The sequence below is a fragment of the Amycolatopsis sp. YIM 10 genome (assembly GCF_009429145.1).
Lineage (GTDB): Bacteria > Actinomycetota > Actinomycetes > Mycobacteriales > Pseudonocardiaceae > Amycolatopsis.
The window spans coordinates 8,700,612-8,720,062 of record NZ_CP045480.1; the positions used below are offsets into that span (position 1 = coordinate 8,700,612).

At 72.0% G+C, this 19,451-nt stretch carries 13 protein-coding genes; 3 read left to right on the top strand and 10 right to left on the bottom strand.

Annotated elements, in window-relative coordinates; all coding sequences use genetic code 11:
* Positions 1-72: 72 nt before the first annotated feature.
* On the bottom strand, positions 73-2,277 hold the full coding sequence (locus tag YIM_RS40275) for an ATP-dependent RecD-like DNA helicase (RefSeq protein WP_153035361.1): 2,205 nt from the start codon (positions 2,275-2,277) through the stop codon (positions 73-75).
* Between the two features lie 31 nt (positions 2,278-2,308).
* Between YIM_RS40275 and cobF the strand changes: the two genes are divergently transcribed.
* On the top strand, positions 2,309-3,046 hold the full coding sequence (cobF, locus tag YIM_RS40280; protein ID WP_153035362.1) for a precorrin-6A synthase (deacetylating): 738 nt from the start codon (positions 2,309-2,311) through the stop codon (positions 3,044-3,046).
* A 62-nt stretch (positions 3,047-3,108) separates the two neighbouring features.
* Positions 3,109-4,419, top strand: a complete 1,311-nt coding sequence (locus tag YIM_RS40285) for an NAD(P)/FAD-dependent oxidoreductase (protein WP_153035363.1) — start codon at positions 3,109-3,111, stop codon at positions 4,417-4,419.
* Here the strand turns inward: YIM_RS40285 and YIM_RS40290 are convergent.
* Positions 4,416-4,877, bottom strand: a complete 462-nt coding sequence (locus YIM_RS40290) for an Lrp/AsnC family transcriptional regulator (protein ID WP_153037549.1) — start codon at positions 4,875-4,877, stop codon at positions 4,416-4,418. The two genes, YIM_RS40285 and YIM_RS40290, sit on opposite strands and share 4 nt — an antisense overlap.
* A 112-nt stretch (positions 4,878-4,989) precedes the next feature.
* Between YIM_RS40290 and YIM_RS40295 the strand changes: the two genes are divergently transcribed.
* Positions 4,990-6,024 carry a Glu/Leu/Phe/Val dehydrogenase dimerization domain-containing protein gene (locus YIM_RS40295; protein ID WP_153035364.1) on the top strand — a complete coding sequence of 345 codons (1,035 nt, stop codon included), beginning with the start codon at positions 4,990-4,992 and terminating at the stop codon, positions 6,022-6,024.
* A gap of 4 nt (positions 6,025-6,028) precedes the next feature.
* On the opposite strand, the gene YIM_RS40300 is transcribed toward YIM_RS40295, so the two are convergent.
* The 8 genes from YIM_RS40300 to YIM_RS40335 all read right to left on the bottom strand — a co-directional run bounded on the left by YIM_RS40300 (position 6,029) and on the right by YIM_RS40335 (position 19,321).
* Entirely contained in the window at positions 6,029-6,874 is an 846-nt protein-coding gene (locus YIM_RS40300; protein WP_153035365.1) for a DUF4097 family beta strand repeat-containing protein, read from the bottom strand.
* Between the two features lie 39 nt (positions 6,875-6,913).
* Positions 6,914-7,426: a toxin-antitoxin system HicB family antitoxin gene (locus tag YIM_RS40305; RefSeq protein ID WP_153035366.1), complete on the bottom strand. Its 513-nt coding sequence runs from the start codon at positions 7,424-7,426 to the stop codon at positions 6,914-6,916.
* A gap of 102 nt (positions 7,427-7,528) precedes the next feature.
* On the bottom strand, positions 7,529-9,769 hold the full coding sequence (locus YIM_RS40310) for a molybdopterin-dependent oxidoreductase (RefSeq protein WP_153035367.1): 2,241 nt from the start codon (positions 9,767-9,769) through the stop codon (positions 7,529-7,531).
* A gap of 103 nt (positions 9,770-9,872) precedes the next feature.
* Complete coding sequence (locus YIM_RS49785; RefSeq protein WP_153035368.1) at positions 9,873-11,780, bottom strand: hypothetical protein; 1,908 nt, start codon at positions 11,778-11,780, stop codon at positions 9,873-9,875.
* Entirely contained in the window at positions 11,777-12,886 is a 1,110-nt protein-coding gene (locus YIM_RS40320) for a VWA domain-containing protein (protein WP_228004319.1), read from the bottom strand. Before YIM_RS40320 ends, YIM_RS49785 begins: the two co-directional genes overlap by 4 nt.
* Positions 12,880-15,069: a DUF5682 family protein gene (locus YIM_RS40325; RefSeq protein ID WP_153035369.1), complete on the bottom strand. Its 2,190-nt coding sequence runs from the start codon at positions 15,067-15,069 to the stop codon at positions 12,880-12,882. Before YIM_RS40325 ends, YIM_RS40320 begins: the two co-directional genes overlap by 7 nt.
* Complete coding sequence (locus YIM_RS40330) at positions 15,069-16,145, bottom strand: AAA family ATPase (RefSeq protein ID WP_153035370.1); 1,077 nt, start codon at positions 16,143-16,145, stop codon at positions 15,069-15,071. Before YIM_RS40330 ends, YIM_RS40325 begins: the two co-directional genes overlap by 1 nt.
* Positions 16,142-19,321, bottom strand: coding sequence for a DUF4132 domain-containing protein (locus YIM_RS40335; RefSeq protein ID WP_153035371.1), 3,180 nt, complete (start codon positions 19,319-19,321; stop codon positions 16,142-16,144). The genes YIM_RS40330 and YIM_RS40335 overlap by 4 nt, the downstream gene beginning before the upstream one ends.
* Positions 19,322-19,451: the final 130 nt, after the last annotated feature.

Here is a 19,451-nt window from a genome sequence, read left to right on the forward strand (position 1 = left end):
GCGGAGCCGCTTGCTGTGGGCCGTCAGCTCGCACCGCTACCCGCACCGCCACGCAAACACTGTCAAAGATCTTTAAGCAGCGCGGAGGCGGTGGGCTAGGGCGGTGTGCCTTCGCCCGGCGCCGACCGTGCGGACCGCCTGGCCGATCGCCTTTTTCGAGCCGACCAGCACCACGAGCTTCTTCGCGCGGGTGACCGCGGTGTAGAGCAGGTTGCGCTGCAACATCATCCACGCGCTGGTGGTCAGCGGGACCACCACGCACGGGTACTCGCTGCCCTGCGAGCGGTGGATGCTCACCGCGTAGGCGTGGATCAGCTCGTCCAGTTCGGCGAACTCGTACTCGACGTCCTCGTCCTCGTCGGTGCGCACCAGCAGCGTCTGCTCGTCGAGGTCCATCGCGACCACCACGCCCTGCGTGCCGTTGAACACGCCGTTCGCGCCCTTGTCGTAGTTGTTCCTGGTCTGCGTGACCTTGTCCCCGACGCGGAAGACGCGCCCGCCGAACCGCCGCTCCGGCACGCCCTCCTTCGGCGGTGTGACCGCCTCCTGCAACAGCGAGTTCAACGCGCCCGCGCCCGCCGGGCCGCGGTGCATCGGCGCCAGCACCTGCACATCGCGTCGCGGGTTCAGGCCGAACTTCTTCGGGATGCGGCGGGCCACCACGTCCACGGTCAGCTTCGCGGCCTCCTCCGGGTCGTCGACGTCGAAGTGGAAGAAGTCGCTCAGGCCCTTGGTGATCGGGAAGTCGCCACCGTTGATGCGGTGCGCGTTGGTGACCACACCGGACTCGCCGGCCTGGCGGAAGATCTGCGTCAGCCGGACGTGCGGAATCGGCGTGCCGGGCGCCAGCAGGTCGCGCAGCACCTCACCGGCACCGACCGACGGCAGCTGGTCGACGTCTCCGACCAGCAGCACGTGCGCTCCCGGCGGAATGGCCTTGAGCAGTTTGTTCGCCAGCAGCACGTCGAGCATCGACGCCTCGTCGACCACCACCAGATCCGCTTCGAGCGGCCGGTCCTTGTCGTAGGCGGCGTCCCCGCCCGGCTTGAGTTCCAGCAGCCGGTGCACGGTCGCGGCCTCGTGCCCGGTCAGCTCGGTGAGCCGCTTGGCGGCGCGGCCGGTGGGCGCGGCCAGCAGCACCTTCGCCCGTTTGGCCGCGGCGAGCGTCACGATCGAGCGCACGGTGAAGCTCTTGCCGCAGCCCGGCCCGCCGGTGAGCACGGCGACCTTCTCGGTCAGCGCGAGCTTGACCGCCTCCTCCTGCGCCGGCGCCAGTTCGGCCTTGGTCTGCCGGTGCAGCCACGCCAGCGCCTTGCCCCAGTCCACGTCCGCGAACGCGGGCAGCCTGTCCGCGCTGGTGCGCAGCAACCGCATCAGCTGCCCGGCCAGCGACAGCTCCGCGCGGTGGAACGGCACCAGGTAGATGGCCGAAACGCGGTCGTCGCCGTCGGGCAGCTCTTCGCGGACCACGCCCTCCTCGTCGACCAGTTCGGCCAGGCAGTCGATCACCAGCCCGGTGTCCACCTGGAGGATCTTGATCGCCTCGGCGATCAGCTCGGTGTCGGGCAGGAAGCAGTGGCCGTTGCCGGTCGCCTCGGACAGGGTGAACTGCAGGCCCGCCTTGATCCGTTGTGGACTGTCGTGCGGGATGCCGACCGCCTTCGCGATGGTGTCGGCGGTCTTGAAGCCGATCCCCCAGACGTCGGTGGCCAGCCGGTACGGCTCCGTGCGCACCACGTCGATCGAGCGTTCGGCGTACTGCTTGTAGATCCGCACGGCCAGCGAGGTGGACACCCCGACGCCCTGCAGGAAGACCATCACCTCCTTGATCGCCTTCTGCTCCTCCCAGGCGTCGGCGATCAGCTTGGTGCGCTTCGGGCCCAGCTTCGGCACCTCGATCAGCCGCTCCGGGCTGTGCTCGATCACCTCGAGCGAGTCCACCCCGAAGTGCTCGACGATCTTGTCCGCCAGTTTCGGCCCGATGCCCTTGATCAGCCCGGACCCGAGGTAGCGGCGAATGCCCTGGATGGTGGCGGGCAGCACGGTCCGGTAGTCCTCGACGTGGAACTGGCGCCCGTACTGCGGGTGCGAACCCCAGCGCCCGCGCATCCGCAGCGCCTCACCCGGCTGCGCGCCGAGCAGCGCGCCGACCACGGTGACCAGGTCGCCGCCGCGTCCGGTGTCCACCTTCGCCACGGTGTAACCGGTGTCCTCGCTGGCGAAGGTGATCCGCTCCAGCGTCGCCTCGAGCGTGGCGTGACGGAACGGCTCGGTCATGCCCGAACATTACTAAGGCAGACTCCCGGCGGTGAGGAAGATATCGGTGATCGGCATCGGGGCGGGCGACCCCGATCAGCTGACCGTGCAGGCGATCCGCGAGATCGAGCGGGCGCGGGTGTTCTTCGTGCTGGACAAGGGCGCGGCCAAGCGCGACCTGGTCGACCTGCGCGAGCGCGTCCTCGACCGGTACGGCCGCGACTACCGCGTGGTGCACGCCCAGGACCCCGACCGCGACCGCCGCCCGGCCGACTACCGGGCCGCCGTCGCCGACTGGCACCGGCTGCGCGTCGAGCTGTACACCCGGCTGATCCTCGACGAACTGCCCGCCGACGGGCACGGCGCGTTCCTCGTCTGGGGCGACCCGGCGCTCTACGACAGCACGATCACCCTGGTCGAAGCCGTCTCGCGGGAGGTGGAACTCGACTATTCGGTGATCCCCGGCATCAGCAGCGTGTCCACCCTGGCCGCGCGGCACCGCATCCCGCTGAACCGGATCGGCGAGCCGGTGCAGTTCACCACCGGTCGCAGGCTCGCCGAGGACCGGCCGGGCGACGCCGTGGTCCTGCTCGACGCCAACTGCACCTTCCAGCAGTACTACGGCGAGGGCCTGGAGATCTTCTGGGGCGCCTATCTCGGCACCGACGACGAGATCCTGCTGTCGGGCCCGCTGGATGAACTCGGCCCGGAGATCGAACGGCGCCGAGCCGAGGCCAGGGCCGAGAAGGGCTGGATCATGGACACCTACCTCCTGCGCGAGCCCTCCTAGGTTTCACCGGACCTGCGCCGGGTACGCCCCTGACTGGACACGATCTCCAGGAGGCAGGCGTAATGGCACGCAAACGGGTGGTCGTTGTCGGCGGCGGGTTCGCCGGCTACCACGCCGCGAAGACACTGGCCAAGGAACTGAGCCCGGACGAGCACGAGATCGTCCTGGTGAACCCCACCGACTACTTCCTGTACCTGCCGTTGCTGCCCGAAGTCGCGGCAGGCGTGATCGACCCGCGGCGCGTGTCGGTGTCGTTGCCCGGCACGTTGCGCGGGGTCCGGCTGGTGCTGGGCGAGGTGACCGACGCCGACCTGGACTCGCACGAGCTGACCTACGTCGATCCCGAGGACGGCGAGCACAAGCTCGGCTTCGACAAGCTGATCCTGGCCGCCGGCAGCGTGAACAAGCTGCTGCCGATCCCCGGCGTCACCGAGCACGCGCACGGTTTCCGCGGCGTGCCGGAAGCGCTGTACCTGCGCGACCACGTCACCCGGCAGATCGAACTGGCGGCCGCTGCCGACGACCCGGCCGAACGCGCCGAGCGCTGCACGTTCGTGGTGGTCGGCGCCGGGTACACCGGCACCGAGGTGGCCGCGCAGGGACCGGCGTTCACCAAGGCGCTGGCCGCACGGCACCCGGAACTGGCGGACCAGCCGATCCGGTGGCTGCTGCTCGACCTCGCGCCGAAGGTGCTGCCCGAACTGGACGAGCGCCTCTCCCGCACCGCCGACCGGGTCCTGTGCGGGCGCGGGGTCGAGGTGCTCATGGAGACCTCGATCGACGAAGCCCAGCGGACGGGCGTCAAGCTGACCAACGGCGAGTTCGTGCCGTCGCGCACGCTGGTGTGGTGCGTCGGCGTCCGCCCGGACCCGCTGGTTTCCGGGCTGGGACTGGACACTGAGAAGGGCAGGCTGGTCACCGACGCCTGCCTGAACGTGCCCGGTCACCCGGACGTGTTCGCCTGCGGTGACGCCGCGGCCGTGCCGGACCTGACCAGGCCGGGCCAGATCACCACGATGACCGCGCAGCACGCGCAGCGGCAGGGCAAGCTCGCCGGGCGCAACGTGGCGGCGTCGCTGAAGGGCGCGCCGCTGAAGAAGTACCGCCACCGCGACCTCGGCTTCGTGGTCGACCTCGGCGAGTGGCAGGCGGCCGCGAATCCGCTGCACATCCCGCTTTCCGGGTTCCCGGCGAAGGTGGTCACCCGTGGCTACCACCTGATGGCGATGCCGGGCAACCGTGTGCGCACCGCGGTGGACTGGGCACTGGAGGCGATGGGCAAGCGGCAGACCGTGCAGCTCGGCCTGGTGCGCTCGGGCACCGTGCCGCTGGACACCGATTCCCCGGAGCTGCCCCGGCTGCTGCGCCGTTAGCCCTCCGGCAGCGGGGCGAGCACGTTCTTCGCCAGGTGCTGGAACACGATCGACGTGCGGAAGCTGACGATCTCCCGGCGCTTGGCGAGGCGGTCGACCAGGAACGAGTGCAGGTGCTCGATGTCCTGCGCGGTCACGTGCATGAGGAAGTCGTCGCTGCCCGCGGTGACAAAAACCGAGAGCACCTCGGGCAGCTTCGCCACGGACTGCCAGAACGTGTCGATCACCGTCCGGCTCAGCGGGCGCACCTGCGCGGTGACCAGCGCCTGCACGCCGCGGTTGAGCGCGGGCAGGTCGATGTCCGCGTGATAACCGCGGATCACCCCGCGTTCACGCAGCAGTCGCGTGCGCTCCAGGCAGGTCGACGGCGCGATGCCGATCTTGCGTGCGATGTCGCGGTTCGACTGCCGTGCATCCTCCTGCAGATGCCGGACGATCGCCGAATCAAGTTCATCCAGCATGGCCTGTGTCCTCCTGTGCCGAATATCGTTCGGTGATCATGCCTTCGTCCTGCGCTTCTGGCTAGCTTCAGCGGTGGCTGGTTGTTCAGTTTCGAAGTAGGAGGGCGATTTGTCGACCACAGGAGTTTGGGAGCACGAGGAGGTCGTGCTCCGGCGCGGGACGCGGTCCGGGCTGCCGATCACGGTGGCCGCGCACTCGCGGTCGCTCGGGCCCGCGATCGGGGGCTGCCGCCTGCGGCACTACCCCGACTGGCGCGACGGACTGGCCGACGCACTGCGGCTGGCCAAGGCGATGACGTTGAAGTGCGCGGTCGCCGGGGTGCCGTTCGGCGGCGGCAAGAGCGTGGTCGGGCTGCCCGCCACGACGTCACCGGAACTGCGGCTCGCGGCGCTGGAGGACCTCGGGGAGCTGATCGGTTCGCTGGGCGGCTCGTACATTCCCGGGCCGGACGTGGGCACCGGGCCGGCGGACATGCTGATCCTCCGCCGCCACGCCGCGCAGGTTTTCTGCCTGCCCGCCACACACGGTGGTGTCGGCTCGTCGAGCGGGCCGACCGCGGTCGGCGTGCTGGCCGCCCTGCGCGCCGGGGCGCGGCACGTGTTCGGCAGCGCCTCGGTGACCGGGCGGAAGGTGGTGATCAGCGGCTTCGGCGCGGTGGGGAGCGCACTGGCCGCCTCGCTGGCCGCCGACGGCGCCGTGGTTGTTGTGTCCGATGTGGACGATGCCGCGCGCGCACACGCCCAGGAACTCGGTTACGGCTGGGTGCACCCCGAAGACGCGCCCGCGGAACCGGCCGACATCTTCGTGCCCGCCGCGGTCGGCGGGGTGCTGACGCCGTCGGTGATCAGCCTGCTCACCGCGCCCCTGATCGTCGGGCCCGCGAACAACCAGCTGACCGAGGACTCGGTGGCCCACCGCCTCGACAGCCAGGGCTTCACCTGGATCCCGGACTTCGTGGCCAGCGCCGGGGGCATCATCTACACGCTGGCCAGGGAAATCCGGGGCCTGTCCCACGACCGCGCCACGGCCGAGGTCGGCGGCATCGAACAGACCACCGACCTGCTCCTGACCCGGGCCCGCGCGAACGGCACCACCCCGCTCGCCGAAGCCATCGCGCTGGCCGACACCCGCACCAAGCCCTGACCGGTCAGCGGGAGCGGTTGATCCGGATGTTCCCGTAGCCGCTGCGCGCGCGGACCTCCACGGTGTCCGCGGGATCGCCCGACGGCTCGCCGGCGTCGTCGAGTTCACTGCTCACCTGGCCGAACCCGGTGCTCACGTCCAGCCAGGCGGCGACGCCCTTGCGAATGCCGACCTCGATCTCACCCGCCGAGGTCTCCAGTTTCACCACGCCTCGCGAGACCTCGCCGATCCGGATCTCGCCGTACGCCGTCCTCGCCTCGACCCCGGCGTCCGCCCGGTCGACGGTGATGTGCCCGCTGGCCGTGTTCAGCCGCACGTCACCGCCGGCCCGGCCGACCCAGCAGCTGCCCGACGAGTTCCGGATCACCCCGCCACCGGTGATCTCGCCGATGCGCACCTGCCCCGAGCCCGCGGTCACCTCGACGTCGCCGTCCGCGTGCTCGACCACCACGTCGCCGACGCTCGAGTTCAGCCACAGCGCACCGGTCCGGTCGATCCGCACCTCGCCGCCGGTGGTGAACCGGCAGTCGCCGAGCCTGCCCTCGGTGCTGAACGTGGTCCACTGCGCGTCGGCCTGGATCGTCGAGCCGGCGGGCAGTTCCACGGTGACCCGCACCGAGCTGCTCCGCCCGAACAGCGAGGACTTGGTCGACGGCGCCCGGATCACCAGCCGGTTGCCGCTGTAGTCGACGGTGGTCCGCTCGGCGGCCTCGACGTCGTGCTTCTTCCCCGGATTGCCCGGGTGCACCTCCACCACCGTGTCGGCGCGGTCCCCGGCGATGATCCTGGCGTCACCGACCGGCAGGTCGAGGCGAACGGTGATCGGCTGGGGTGTGGTGAAAACAGGCATGGTCGTCCCCTGACAGGTGTCCGATGTGGAGTGTGCGGGCTACCGGACCCAGCCGGTGAGGCGCTGGCCGCCGAGAACGTCCCACTGCCCCTGTCCCTGACGTCCGCGACCGCGGCGATCACCGGGTGCGAGCGCCGACGCCGCCGCCCGGACCAGCCAGGCGTTGATCGACAGCCCTTCGGCCCCGGCCGCCTCTTCGATCCGCTGCTTCAGGTTCTCCGGCAGCCGGAGGTTGATGCGGGCCGACGGCCCGTCGTCGTCGGCGACGGGCGGCGCTTCAGGCTCCGGCGCGCCCGCCGACGGCGCCACGGGTGCGGTGACCACGAAGCTGGGCGTGTTGCGCCCGCGCAGGCGCAGGTCCACCGAACCGGGCGCGAGATCACGGGTGATCTCCTCGGCGGCCGCGGTCAGCGCCTCCAGCAGGGTGAGCCGGACCGCCGACTCCAGCGGCCCGGTCAGGCGCTCGGCGAGCTCGCGGGCGTGGTCGCCCGAGGCCTCGGCGGCCATCGCCAGCTCGGCACGCAGGTTGTCGACATACGGCGTCAAATCCATGGCACGATGATGGCATCACATTGGCACCATCGCAAGCTGGGGGCAATGAACCGGATTCGGATCACACAAGGTCAGAGCGCGCCAGTCCGGTGCCAAATTGGCTCAGTTCCGGCTTGGCGGTGGCTCAAGCACGGTGAGTGGCGGCAGTTCCCCATCGTAGGCGGTGATCTCGACGCGGGTGTACGCACCGGCGCAGCCCTGCGCGAGGGCCGAGGTCGGCACGTCGGCGAACAGCACGTTCGGATTGCCGTGGCGGCAGAACGCCGGGTCCTCGGGGTCCGGGTCGTACCAGGCGCCGGTGGACAACTGGACCACGCCGGGCCGCAGCGCCTCGGACAGCCCGACCGCGGCCAGGCACGCACCACGTTCGCCGCGCACCAGCACGATGGCGCCGTCTTCGAGACCTCGCGCGGCGGCGTCGTCCGGGTGCATGCGCAGCGGCTCACGATCGCGGTGCTTGGTGGCGCGGCTGTGCGTGCCGACGTCGTGCTGGCTGTGCAGCCGGGACTTCGGCTGATTGGCCAGCAGAAACAGCGGGCGATCCGCCGGTTCGGGGCCGGGGTCGAGCCAGACCGGGTGACCTGGGCAGTCCGGATAACCGAAGCCTTCGATGGTCGCGGAGTGGATTTCGATCCGGCCGCTCGGCGTGGGCAGCGGCGCCGCATCCGGATCCGCGCGGAAATCCGCCAGCAGCACCTGGTCCACCGGGCGCACCGGCAGTTCGGCGACACCGGTGGCGAAGAAGGTCTCGAAGTCGGGCACGTCCTCGCGCCAGTTCGAGTAGAGGTGCTCCAGCCAGGCGCGCGCGTCGCGTCCCTCGGTGAACTCCCGCTCCACGCCGAACCGGGCGGCCAGTGCGCTGAAGATCGTGTAGTCGTCGCGGGCCTGGCCGTGCGGGGCGGTGAGCGCGGGCATGGCCCACAGCTCGGCGTCGGCGTTGCCCATGCCGAAGTCGTCCCGCTCCACGGTCATCGTCGAAGGCAGCACGAAGTCGGCGTGACGCGCGGTCGAGGTCCAGAACGGGTCGTGCACGACGATCGTCTCCGGCCTGGTGAACGCCTCGCGCAGCCGGGCCAGGTCCTGGTGGTGGTGGAACGGGTTGCCGCCGCACCAGTAGACCAGCCGGATGTCCGGATAGGACAGTCGACGGCCGTTGAAGTCGTAGGGGGCGCCGGGATTGAGCAGCATGTCGGCGATCCGGGCGACCGGGATGAACTCCCGCACCGGGTTGTGGCCCTGCGGCAGCGCGGGCAGGGAGACGGCGGAGCCGCCCTCGCCGGGATAGGCGGACGACCCGTACCCGTGGCCGAACCCGCCGCCGGGCAGGCCGATCTGGCCGAGCATCGCGGCCAGCACCACGCCGAGCCACAGCGGCTGCTCACCGAAGCGGGTGCGTTGCAGCGACCAGCTGACCGAGATCATCGTGCGACCGGCGGCCATTTCCCTGGCCAGGTGTTTGATGCGCTCGGCGGGCAGACCGGTTTGTGCCGCGGCCCATTCCGGTGTGCGTCCCTGTGCGATGACGTCGGCGGCGAACTTGCCGTAGCCGACGGTGTAGCGGTCGAGGAAGGCGCGGTCGGCCAGTTCCTCGGTGATCAGCACGTGCGCGAGCCCGAGCATCAGCGCCGCGTCGGTACCGGGGCGCGGGGCGAGCCACTCCGCCTCGGCCTCGGGCGGGGTGTCGTCGGCGATCGGGCTGATCGAGACGAAGCGCGTGCCGGATGCCCTGACCCGCGCCAGGCGAGAGCGAATCCGATGCCGGGCGACGCCGCCGGAGGACATCATCGCGTTCTTGGCCGAAATGCCGCCGAAAGCGACGACCAGGTCGGTGTGGCGCTCGATCTGCTCCCAGGAGGTGGAGCCGCGGATGATCGCCCAGGCGTCGCCGAGGATGTGCGGGAGAAGGGCTTCGCTGGTGCCGTAGCTGTAGGTGCCGAAGGAGCGGACGTAGCCGCCGAGGGTGTTGAGGAAGCGGTGGACCTGGCTCTGGGCGTGGTGGAAGCGACCGGCGCTCCCCCAGCCGTAGGACCCGCCGAAGACTTTCCGCGCCCCGTGGTCGCGGTACACCCGGCGCAGCTCGGCGCCCAGCAGTTCCTCGGCCCGCGCCCAGTCGAGCGGCACGAAGGGCTCGGTGCCGCGGCGCGCGCTGCCGGGCCCGTGCTCGAGCCAGCCCGCGCGGACGTAGGGCCGGTCGACCCGGGTGGGATGGTGCTGGGCGGAGGCCACGTTGTGGATGAGCCCGTTCGGCTCGGGGTCGCCGGGAAAGGGCTGGACCTCGGTCAGGCGGGTGCCGTCGGAACTCGCCTGGAACGCGCCCCAATGGGTCAGGTGCGGCCTGCTCATGTCCGCCACGCTACCCAGCTCCGTCGACTGGCCTGGTAGGCCGCTGTTCGAATGGAGACTCGACTGCTCGAGGGTGGAGTGGGTCAAGGGTGTGGTGTGGGAATCAGGGGTGTGGAGCGGTGAGGGTCAGGCGTAGGTGCGCCGTCAGCCAGGTGGGGCTGAGGGCGGTTCGGGTGGTCAGGGCATCGGCGAAGGCGGACACGGCGCTGGCGGCGGAGGGGTAGCCGGCGGCGGTGAGGGCCGAGGCGGCTTCGGTGAGGGCTGGGGTCGGCTCGGTGTGCAGCAGGCCCTGGTGGGCGGCCTCCGAAAGGAGGGTCAGCGCGGTGCTGATCGGGTCCGGGGCGGGAGCCGGGGCGAGGGGCAGTGCGATGGGGGTGTCGGCGGCGGCCAGGTCGGGGTGGGTGAGGCCGGTGGCGGTCAGGACAGCGATGGGGTCGACCACCAGCGAGCCCCTGACCTGGTGGACGGCACCGCTCAGGTGGTGCGGGGTGGTGGACAGGGCGGCGGCGAGGGCGTCCAGGGCACCGGGGCGGTGCTCCGAGTAGTGCGCCGAGACGATCGCGGAGGTGCCGAGGGCATCGGCGATCACGGCCTCCAGGCGCTGGTCGCCGGGGTGGTAGCTGATCCGGCGCACCTCGGCGATGTGCAGCACGCGCACCAGTTCGGCGGCGACGCGCGGGCGGATCAGGTGCGGCGGCAGCGCGGCGATTTCGGTGGCGAAGGCGCGGTAATCGCGGACGACCAGCGGAGCGGGCAGGTTCACCCACGAATCGCCCACCGGGGTGGTGGTGGTTTGCGCGACGCGCGCCGAAGCCAGGCGCAGCACGCGACTCGCGCTGCGGTACGCCGACTCCGAGACCACGTTCGACCCCGCCAGCCCGAGCAGCGACGTGCCGTTGATCCGCTGAGTGGCGAGGTCGTGCCCGGTGCGCGTCTCGCCGTCGGGCACGGCGAAGGTGCGTCGCAGCACGAGGACCGACGCGGTGCGGGCGTCGGCGAAGTAGATCTCCGCCGAACGTTCGCCCGGCACACCGGAGATCCGGCACCCGAGGCTGGTCAGGCGCACCCGCCGCAGCGGCGTCTCGCCCGGCTCACCGGTGCCCAGCACCCGCGAGCGCGGGCTCGCCCCGGACAGCGCCGCCCGGTGGCGCGCGTGCAGTTCGGTCAGCAGCTCGGCGAAGCGCCCGGCGCGGTAGTGCGCGCTGCGCGAACGGTGGAAGCCGAGTTGCTCGCGCAGTTCGGCCACCGCGGCGGCGGGCCAGCGCAGCTCGGCGGCTTCCAGATCCGCGCGCAACCGGTCCAGGCTCGCGAGCAGGACCGGCCCGGCGTCGGCCGCGCCTTCGAGCAGCAGGCGCTCGGCGACCACCAGCGCGGGCTCCAGCCCGGTGACCGACCGCGTCCCGGCGCCGCCGACATCGAGCCGGACCTCCGGCACGTCCGGCACGGTCTCGTCGGCGGCCCGGCAAGCCCATACCGCGAGCACGATCGTCTGCTCGCGCTTCGCCGCGGTGGCCTCGGTGTGCACGTAACCCAGCTCGCCCGGCACCAGGAAGCGGACCGTGCAAGCGGGTAGCTCCACCTCCGCCACCGGATCGGCCGCGCTCGGACGGCGAACGCGCGCCGAGTACCCGGCGCGGTACAGGCGCCGCGCGGCGGTTATCGCCCGATTGCCGAAGGCGGCCGACAGTTCCTCGTCGGTGATCGCGCCGGGTGAGGTGACCACCAGCTCCCCCGGCGGATGGCGGCGCTGGTACGCCAGCACCAGGCCGACCCGGTGACGGCAGGCGCCGACGGCACCACAGGAACAACCAGCCCCGTCGAATCCCGCGTCGGCGGGCAACACGGTCTCCGAACCGTCGGCGAATCGGCCGTGCAGGGCGCCGTCCGCCGACAGGTCGAGTGACGGGACGGCGCCCGCGTCCAGTTCCTTGACCGCTCGCTTGACCAGACCGCGGTTCGCGAGCGCGACCAGCGCGGCCGGGGTGAGCGCGAGCAGGTCCCGGCGGGTCATCGCCCGATCCGTTCCGCGACAAAACCGGCCAGCTCGCCCGGGGTCATCGCGCCGACGAACGCGCCGGCGTTCGCCAGCCGCTGGGCGAGTTCGCGGTGGTAGACCGGGTTCGCCTCCTCGTCGAGCGCGGCCAGCCCGAGCACGCGGGTGCCCTGCCCGGTCAGCCCGGCCACCGAGCGGACCAGCTCCTGTTCGTTGCCGCCCTCGAAGAAGTCGCTGATCACCGCGACGATCGCGCGGCGCGGGTTTTCGACCAGGGTGGCGGCGTAGGCGACGGCGCGAGCGATGTCCGTGCCGCCGCCGAGTTGCACCTTCATCAGCAGTTCCACTGGATCGGTCACCTCCGAGGTGAGATCGGCGAGTTCGGTGTCGAAGGCCACGAGATGCGTGCTCAACCCGGGCACGCCCCACAGGCAGGCGGCGGTGACCGCGGCGTGGATGACCGAACCGGCCATCGAGCCGGACTGGTCCACCAGCAGCACCAGCTGCCAGCGCTCGGCGTGGCGGCGCGTGCGGGAGACGAACAGCGGGCGTTCGATCGCGATCCGCCCGGTGCCGGGCCGGTAGTGCGCGAGATTGGCGCGGATCGTGCCGTGGAAGTCGAAGTCGCGCGCCCGCCGGAACGTCGACGGCCGCCTCGTCCTGGTGCCGGACAGCGCCCGGCCGAGTTCGGTGGCCAGCTTGGTGGTCAGGTCCGCGACCACGGCCTCGACGATGCGCCGCGCCTGCGCGAGCACGCCCTCGTGCATCAGGTGCTTGGTGCGCAGGATCGCCCGCAGCAGGGTGGGATTCGGTTCGATCCTGGCCAGCACCGCCGGATCGGTGACCACCTCGTGAAGCTCGTAGCGTTCGACGGCGTCGCGCTCCAGCCGTTCGACGGTGGCGCGCGGGAACAGCCGGTGGACGCCGTCGAGCCAGTCCACTGTGGTCAGTGTGGGCGCGCCGGAACCGCCACGCCGCTCACCGCGCTCGGCCAGCGCCGGATCCCGGCCGTACAACCAGTCCAGCGCGGCGTCGCGTTCGGCGGACGCACCGGTGAGCGGACCGGTGTGCGGGGTGGCCGGTTCACCGAGGACCAGCCGCCAGCGGGACGGTTCGGTCAGCACAGCCCCTCCGCTCGCAACATCTTGTCCACTGTGGACTCGACACCCGGGTCGGCAGGCACGGGCGGCGGGGCGGGTGCCGGGCGGCGCAGTGCGGCGGCGAGCTGCCGTCGTTCGTACGGCGGGAAGTAGGCGAACGCCTGACGCAGGGCGGGCAACGCGATCAGGAAATCCTCGTCCCCCATGCCGCTGACCAGATCGTCGAGCACGTCGAGCACCTGGCTCCCGGCGAGCACCTGCGCCCTGGCCAGCGCGAACAGCCCGGCCAGCCAGTCGCCTGCGGTGCGCGGCCCGCCGGGGATCGCGAGCACCGGATCACCGGCCTCGCCCGAAGCCCAGACCAGTCCGAAGGCCGCACCGCGGAGATCCGGTGGCGCACCCGGATCAGCGGCTATCCGACGGCACGCCGCGAGCACGGCCGCCCTGTCGAGCATGGGCGTGGCGTACCGCAGGGTGTCGCGCAGGGCCACCATCGCGTCGAGCCTGTCCTGGTCGGCGGGCGCCGAAACACCGCGCACACCCTCGGCCAGCCACAGCACCCTGGGCACCGCCGCGACGAGCACCTCGGCCAGTGCCTCGCTGCCCGCTGTGTGCCAGAGATCACCGTGCCGCCACAGGCCGAGCACCACCGCCAGCACCCGGCCCAGCGCACCCAGCTCGGTGGCGGCGGCCAGCCCGGTCCGCAGCTCCGCCAGTACCTGTTCGGCGAGTTCGACCACCCCGCACAGCACCGCGTCGAACAACACGGCGGCCAGCTCGCCGACCTCCGCGCCCGCGGCTCGTTCGGCGAGCACCGCGGCGGCCGCGTCCGCCGGGGTGCCACCGTACGCGCCCGCTTCGATCAGCATGGGCAGGCGCAGTTCCGTCACGGTCAGCCGCCAGTGCTCGGTGCCCACCGGATCGGCACCCGAGCACGGGCCGCGCCGGCGTTCGAAACCCGGAACGTCCAGTACGCGCAGCCGATGCAGCACGCGGCTCCGATGCCCGTCGCGGCCGAGATCGAGGTGGACCGGACCGTCGCCGTCGAGCCCGAGTTCGGCCAGCTCGGTGGTGACCGCACGGACCAGCGGCGGGGCCGGGGTGCCGGGATGCAGGCGGCCGGTGCGTTCACCACTGAGCGCGGCGACCATCTCGACCACCGCCGGGTGCGCGCCGGCCCGCAGTGGCCCGCGGGTGCTCCACGGGAGCCGCTGTTCGAGGTCGTCCGCGATCAGCGCGCTCGCGAGCGCGTCGAGAATGTCCGCGCGGGCGGGCCGCGGGTGCCCGCGCAGGTTCGCCAGCCCGGCGGCCAGGGCGTGCGCGGTGACCAGATCGGCGGTGGACACCGGGAGACCGCGGCGGCGCAGCCTGGTCACCACCGCCTCGATCAGCCCGGCCGCCGCCGCGTCCGGACCGCTTTCCCACAGGAGCTGGTAGTACTCCGGCGACGGCATACCGGACTGGTAACCGGTGAAGGCGTCCAGCCGCTTGAACGAGTACGGCACCAGGAAGCTCTCGCCGGTGGCGCCGGGCGGCGGGGACGGCACCACCGGCCAGCCGTCGGAACCGCCCTCGGCCAGGCGTTCCAACGCGGGCCGGTGGAAACCGCCGGTGACCACGACCACCGGCGCCGAACCGGCGTCCGCGACGGCGGCCCGCACCCATGAGGCCATGTACCGCTCGCGCGCCGCGTCGTCCTCATCGGCCTCGGATCCACCGCGCAGCAGGTCGAAGTAGGCGGTCAACCGCTCGGGCAGCCCGTCCGGTGGTTCGACTTCGAAGAGCTGATCCCACAACGAATCCACGTTGTCCACGGCGAAGGCGGTGCAGAGCCGGGCCACCGCGTCGGCGTACCGGTCTTCGGCGTCGGTGTAGCGGTTGCGGCGGGTGGCCAGCGCGGGATGCCACGCGGGCAGGTCGATGAAGCGCACCTGCGCGCCCACCGCCAGCCCGGTGGTGAGCGCGATCCATTCCGGCGAGTACTCGCAGAACGGGCTCCAGGAGGCCATCGTGCGGTGGTCGTCGCGGTAGTGGCTGAAGACCGCGATCGGCAGCTCGTGCCCGAGCAGCAGTTCGCCGAGCCTGCCGTTCAGCTCGGCCGGGCCCTCGACCAGCACGTGCGCCGGTCGCAGCCGGTCGATCACGGAACCGGCCAGCCGCGCGCACGCCGGGCTGTGGTGGCGGACGCCGAGAAAGGTGGCGGCCATCAGCCGGGCAGCCGATCGCGCGCCTCGTGCAGCGCGCGCCAGTGCGCGCCCTGCTTGCGAGGGACGTGGTGATCGAGATAGCGGCGGAGCCGGGCGAGATCGGGCTCGCTGTCCTTCACCGCGGTTCCGGCGAGGCATTCGACCAGGTCCGCCGCGGTGCCCGGCTCGCCGCGCAGGTACCAGCCCCGCACACCGACCGCGTGTGCCACCGAAACCGCCTCGGCGGTGCTCAGCACGGCCGACGGACGCTCGGCGCCGGTGCCCTCGCGCAGCTCGCGGAAGGTGGTGACCAGTACGGACAGCAGGTCGCGATCCGGGGCCGCGCCGACACCGGACCGGTCGAGCAGCGCGGCGGACTCGGCTCGGACCAGTTCCAGTTCGGTGTCGTAGTCGGCGATCGGGAACACCGTCTCGAAGGTGAACCGCCGCTTGAGCGCGGTGCTCATCTCGTTGACCCCGCGATCGCCGGTGTTGGCCGTGGCGATCACGTTGAAGCCGTGCGCGGCGAACACCGCGGCGTGCTCTCCGGGCAGCTCGGGAATCGCCAGCACCCGTTCCGACAGCAGGGAAAGCAGGCAGTCCTGGACCTCCAGCGGACAGCGGGTCAGCTCCTCGAACCGCACCACGCGGCCCTCGCGCATACCGCGCAGCATCGGCGCCGGGACCAGCGAGCGAGGTGACGGGCCTTCGGCGACCAGCATCGCGTAGTTCCAGGAGTACCTGATCTGGTCCTCGGTGGTGGCCGCGCCGCCCTGCACGATGAGCGTGGAATCACCGCTGACCGCGGCCGCGATCAGTTCGGACAGCAGGGATTTCGCGGTGCCGGGCGGACCGATCAGCAGCAGGCCGCGGTTCGTCGCGAGCGCCACCAGCGCCCTGTCCACCAGGGACGGATCGCCGACGAACTTGCCGCGGATGCCCGCGCGCTCGTCACCGACGATGAACCGGCGGGCGGCACGCGGGCTCAGCGCCCAGCCCGGCGGCCGGGGATCGTGATCGGTTTCGCGCAGCCGCGCCAGTTCCTCGGCGTGACGCACTTCGGCGGGCGGGCGCTGGACCCGGCTCGGCGCGGTCATCGGACCGGCTCGATCAGCTCGGTGAGTTCGGCGAGCACCTCGGAGGCCGTCACCGGGTCGAGCGAGCCGAAGCACGGGCCCGGCACGCGCGGCAGCAGTTCGCCGTGCGGCCGGTCGTTCAGCCAGACCGCGGTGATCCGCTGCTCGGGGAACTCGTCGACCAGGCCGAACGGAATGCCGGGATCGAGGCCGATGACCACCGCGTGTGCTTCGCCGACACGGCGGAACAACCACGGCCGCATGCCGTTGTCCTGCGCGGCGGACCGCTCCCAGCCGGACCGGCCGAGGGCGAACAGCTTGCCGGCGGGCACGGTGCGGTCGGCGAACCGGTCGAGCCGGTTGTTCGCGCGTTCGTCCGCGGTCAGCTTGTGGACCTCGCGGCCGAGCTGGCGGAACGGTTGCAGGATCTCGTAGTCGGCGAACAGCTCGGCCCAGGCGGCCACGGTCTCGCCGAGGTGCACCGGGTGGGCTATCCGGACGGCGTCGCCTTCGGCCAGGTGGAGCGGATTGTCGGCGACGTCGGCGAAGGTGCGGTCCTCGGCGATGCGGAAGGCGCGCGCACCGGCACCGGACTCGGCGAGCCAGACCAGGCGGCGGGCGATGTGCCACAGCAGCGGATGCTCGACGAACAACCGCCGGAACTCGTCGACCGTCCATTCGCGACGGTGCACCATCGCGCGTTCGAGCCGGCGGACCTGGTCGGCGGCGACCGTGCGCACGTCCTTCTTCAGTGCGGCGAACCGCTTCCTGGCGGCCGGGGCCAGTTCGGCGTCGTCGCGGACGCCGGGCTTGGGCAGCTCGCGGCGGCGTTTGCCGTCGGCGTCGGTGACAAACGGCTTGAGCTGCTCGTCGAACCCGACGAAGAACTGGCGCGGCCCGTAGTCCAGCCGGAGCTTGCCGTCGGCGGACAGGCCGAAGCCGGGCACCAGCCGATCGGCCAGTTGCTCGGCGGTCAGCCCGAGCCCGGTGGCCACCTCGGTGATCTTGGCGGTGGCGCGGGCCTTGAGCGCCTTGAACTTCACCTTCTGCGCGATCGCGTGCAGCTGCATCAACGCGGTGTCGGTGCCCAGCTCGGCCAGCACGTCCAGGCCGAGCACGGCCCGGCTGTGCCCGCCCTCGCCCGGCCACGCGCGGACGACCTGCGCGAGCCGGCGCGCCACTTCGTCGTCGCCGAGCCAGGCCAGCGCGCTGAGCGGCCAGCCGTGCGAACTCGGCGAGCCGGCGTCCTGCCACGCCTCGAACAGCTCCCAGCCGAAGCGGGCCAGCGAGCCACGGTCGACCAGGCCGGTGACCACCTCGACGCCCGCGTACGGTTCACCGGGACGGGACATCGCCAGCATGGTGAGGAAGTGCCGGACCGCGGCCACGGGCAGCGCCCGTTCACCGTCGAGCAGCAGTTGCGGCAGCGCGGCCGGTTCGGCCCAGTCGGGTAGTTCGGGGAGGCGGGCGGGCAGCCGGTCGAGTGGATCGGTGGCCAGGAACCTGGCCATCGCGGTGGCCGCGGCCCGGCCGTGTGCCCGGGCCGCTCTGTCCACAATGGCCGGATCGAGGTGGTCGACGGCGGCCTCGGCGGCGGACCGCGCCCGGCCCGGCTCACCCAGTGCGGCCGGGATCAGCAGGCGGGCGGCGGCGGCAGGGTGCCGGTCGAGCCAGTTCAACGCGACCTCACGCGCGCGTCCTTTGAGCCGGGCCAGCCAGTCGGCCATCAACGCGGCTACTTCGGCGCCGGCGAAGGGAGCCAGGAATTCGCCCGCGGCCTGCGGAATCGCCCTGGCCACGTGCAGCGCGAGCGGCAGGGCCGCCAGTTCGTGGCGGGCCAGCGCGGGTGGCAGCCAGGATTCGGCGAACCAGAGATCGGACGGCCGCCATCGGTCCAGCAACGGCCCGCACACTTCATCCGGGCCGTGCGCGAGGAGCTGGCCGGTCAGATGGGCGTCCAGCACGCCGGTGCGCAGCTGCTCGACGGCCTTCTCCAGGGCCCCGGGCTGCTGGAAGGCCCAGGTCTGCGCGGTGCGCCAGGCCTCGCGCTCGCCGGATGCCCACGCTACCGACGGTTCACCGGGATCGAGGTCGAGCACGACCTGTTCGGTGACCGCACGGGGTTTCGCCCACGGCGGCACAACGAGCAGGCGGGGCAAGTCCGCCTCGGGTGCCTCGGGGTACGGGCGGCGTTCCGCGCGCACCCGGTCGATCATCGCCCTGGCCTGCGCGTCGAGCGCGGGCAGAGCTTCGTCGACCACCTCGGGATCGGCCAGCACCCGCGCGGTCAGCAGGCGCGCGGCGAACCTCGCCGGTTTCGACCGCCCGGCGCAGCGCCGGGTGAGCACACGCAGCGAACGCACCGGAAACCGTTTCATGGCAACGGGTATCGCCTCCCTGGCCGGGCGCAGGTCGGCGAGGTCGAGCAGGCGCTCGAAGGCTTCGTCGGCCGGGAGCACGGCCAGCGCCTCGGCGACCCGCTTGGTGGTCTCGGCGCCGTAGTAGGTGGCCCATTCGGCCAGCACGGGCACCGACACCACGCCGACCCCGTCCACCAGGGTGGGGATCACTCGCGGATTCCGCAGCGCCCAGGCCATGGTGTCGGCCGCGCACACCGCGGCCAGCTGGGCGCCGGTGCCCAGCGTGCACAACACCGACTCGGCCGGGGCCCGGTGGCCGAGCGCGAGCGCTTCGGACACGAACTCCGCCACCCATTCCGCTTGGCCGGGCGCGAGAAACGCGGCGACACCACGTTGACCGGGAGTGTGCCGACGCCCGGCCAGCACGCCGACGGCGGTTTGATAGTCCACTTCGGACGCCGCTGCCAGGTGCGCGCGCAGCCGGTGCAGCACCGGATCCGACGGCAGGCCGCAGTTCCGCGACGGCGGGATCTCCTCGCGCACGTGCAGACCGGCGGCGTCGAAACCGGCGGTGAGCAGCGGGAGGCAGGCGGCGGCTTCGGCGGCGAAGGCGTACCCGTGATCGAGCAGCCAGAGGTCGGCGATCCGCTCGATCCGGCTCTTTTTCGGGGCTGTGATCGGCTTCGCGGCGACGAGCGCGGCCAGCGCGGCGGCCCCGAGCGGAGTGGGCTCACCGTCCATGACGGCCAGCGCCGCCTTCGCCGGGGCGGGCTCGCCGAGCGGGTTGTCCACTGCGTCACGCAGGGCGGGCAGGAGTGGTTCCAGTTGGGTCAGCACCTGTCTACCTGGTTGCGGGGGCGGGACGGGCAGGCCGCCGCGGCGGGGGTGGATCAGGCGGCGCCAGTGCTCGGGGTGGACGAAGGTGTGCTCGGCGTCGTGTTTGGCGGGTTGGCTGGCGGGTTGGTGG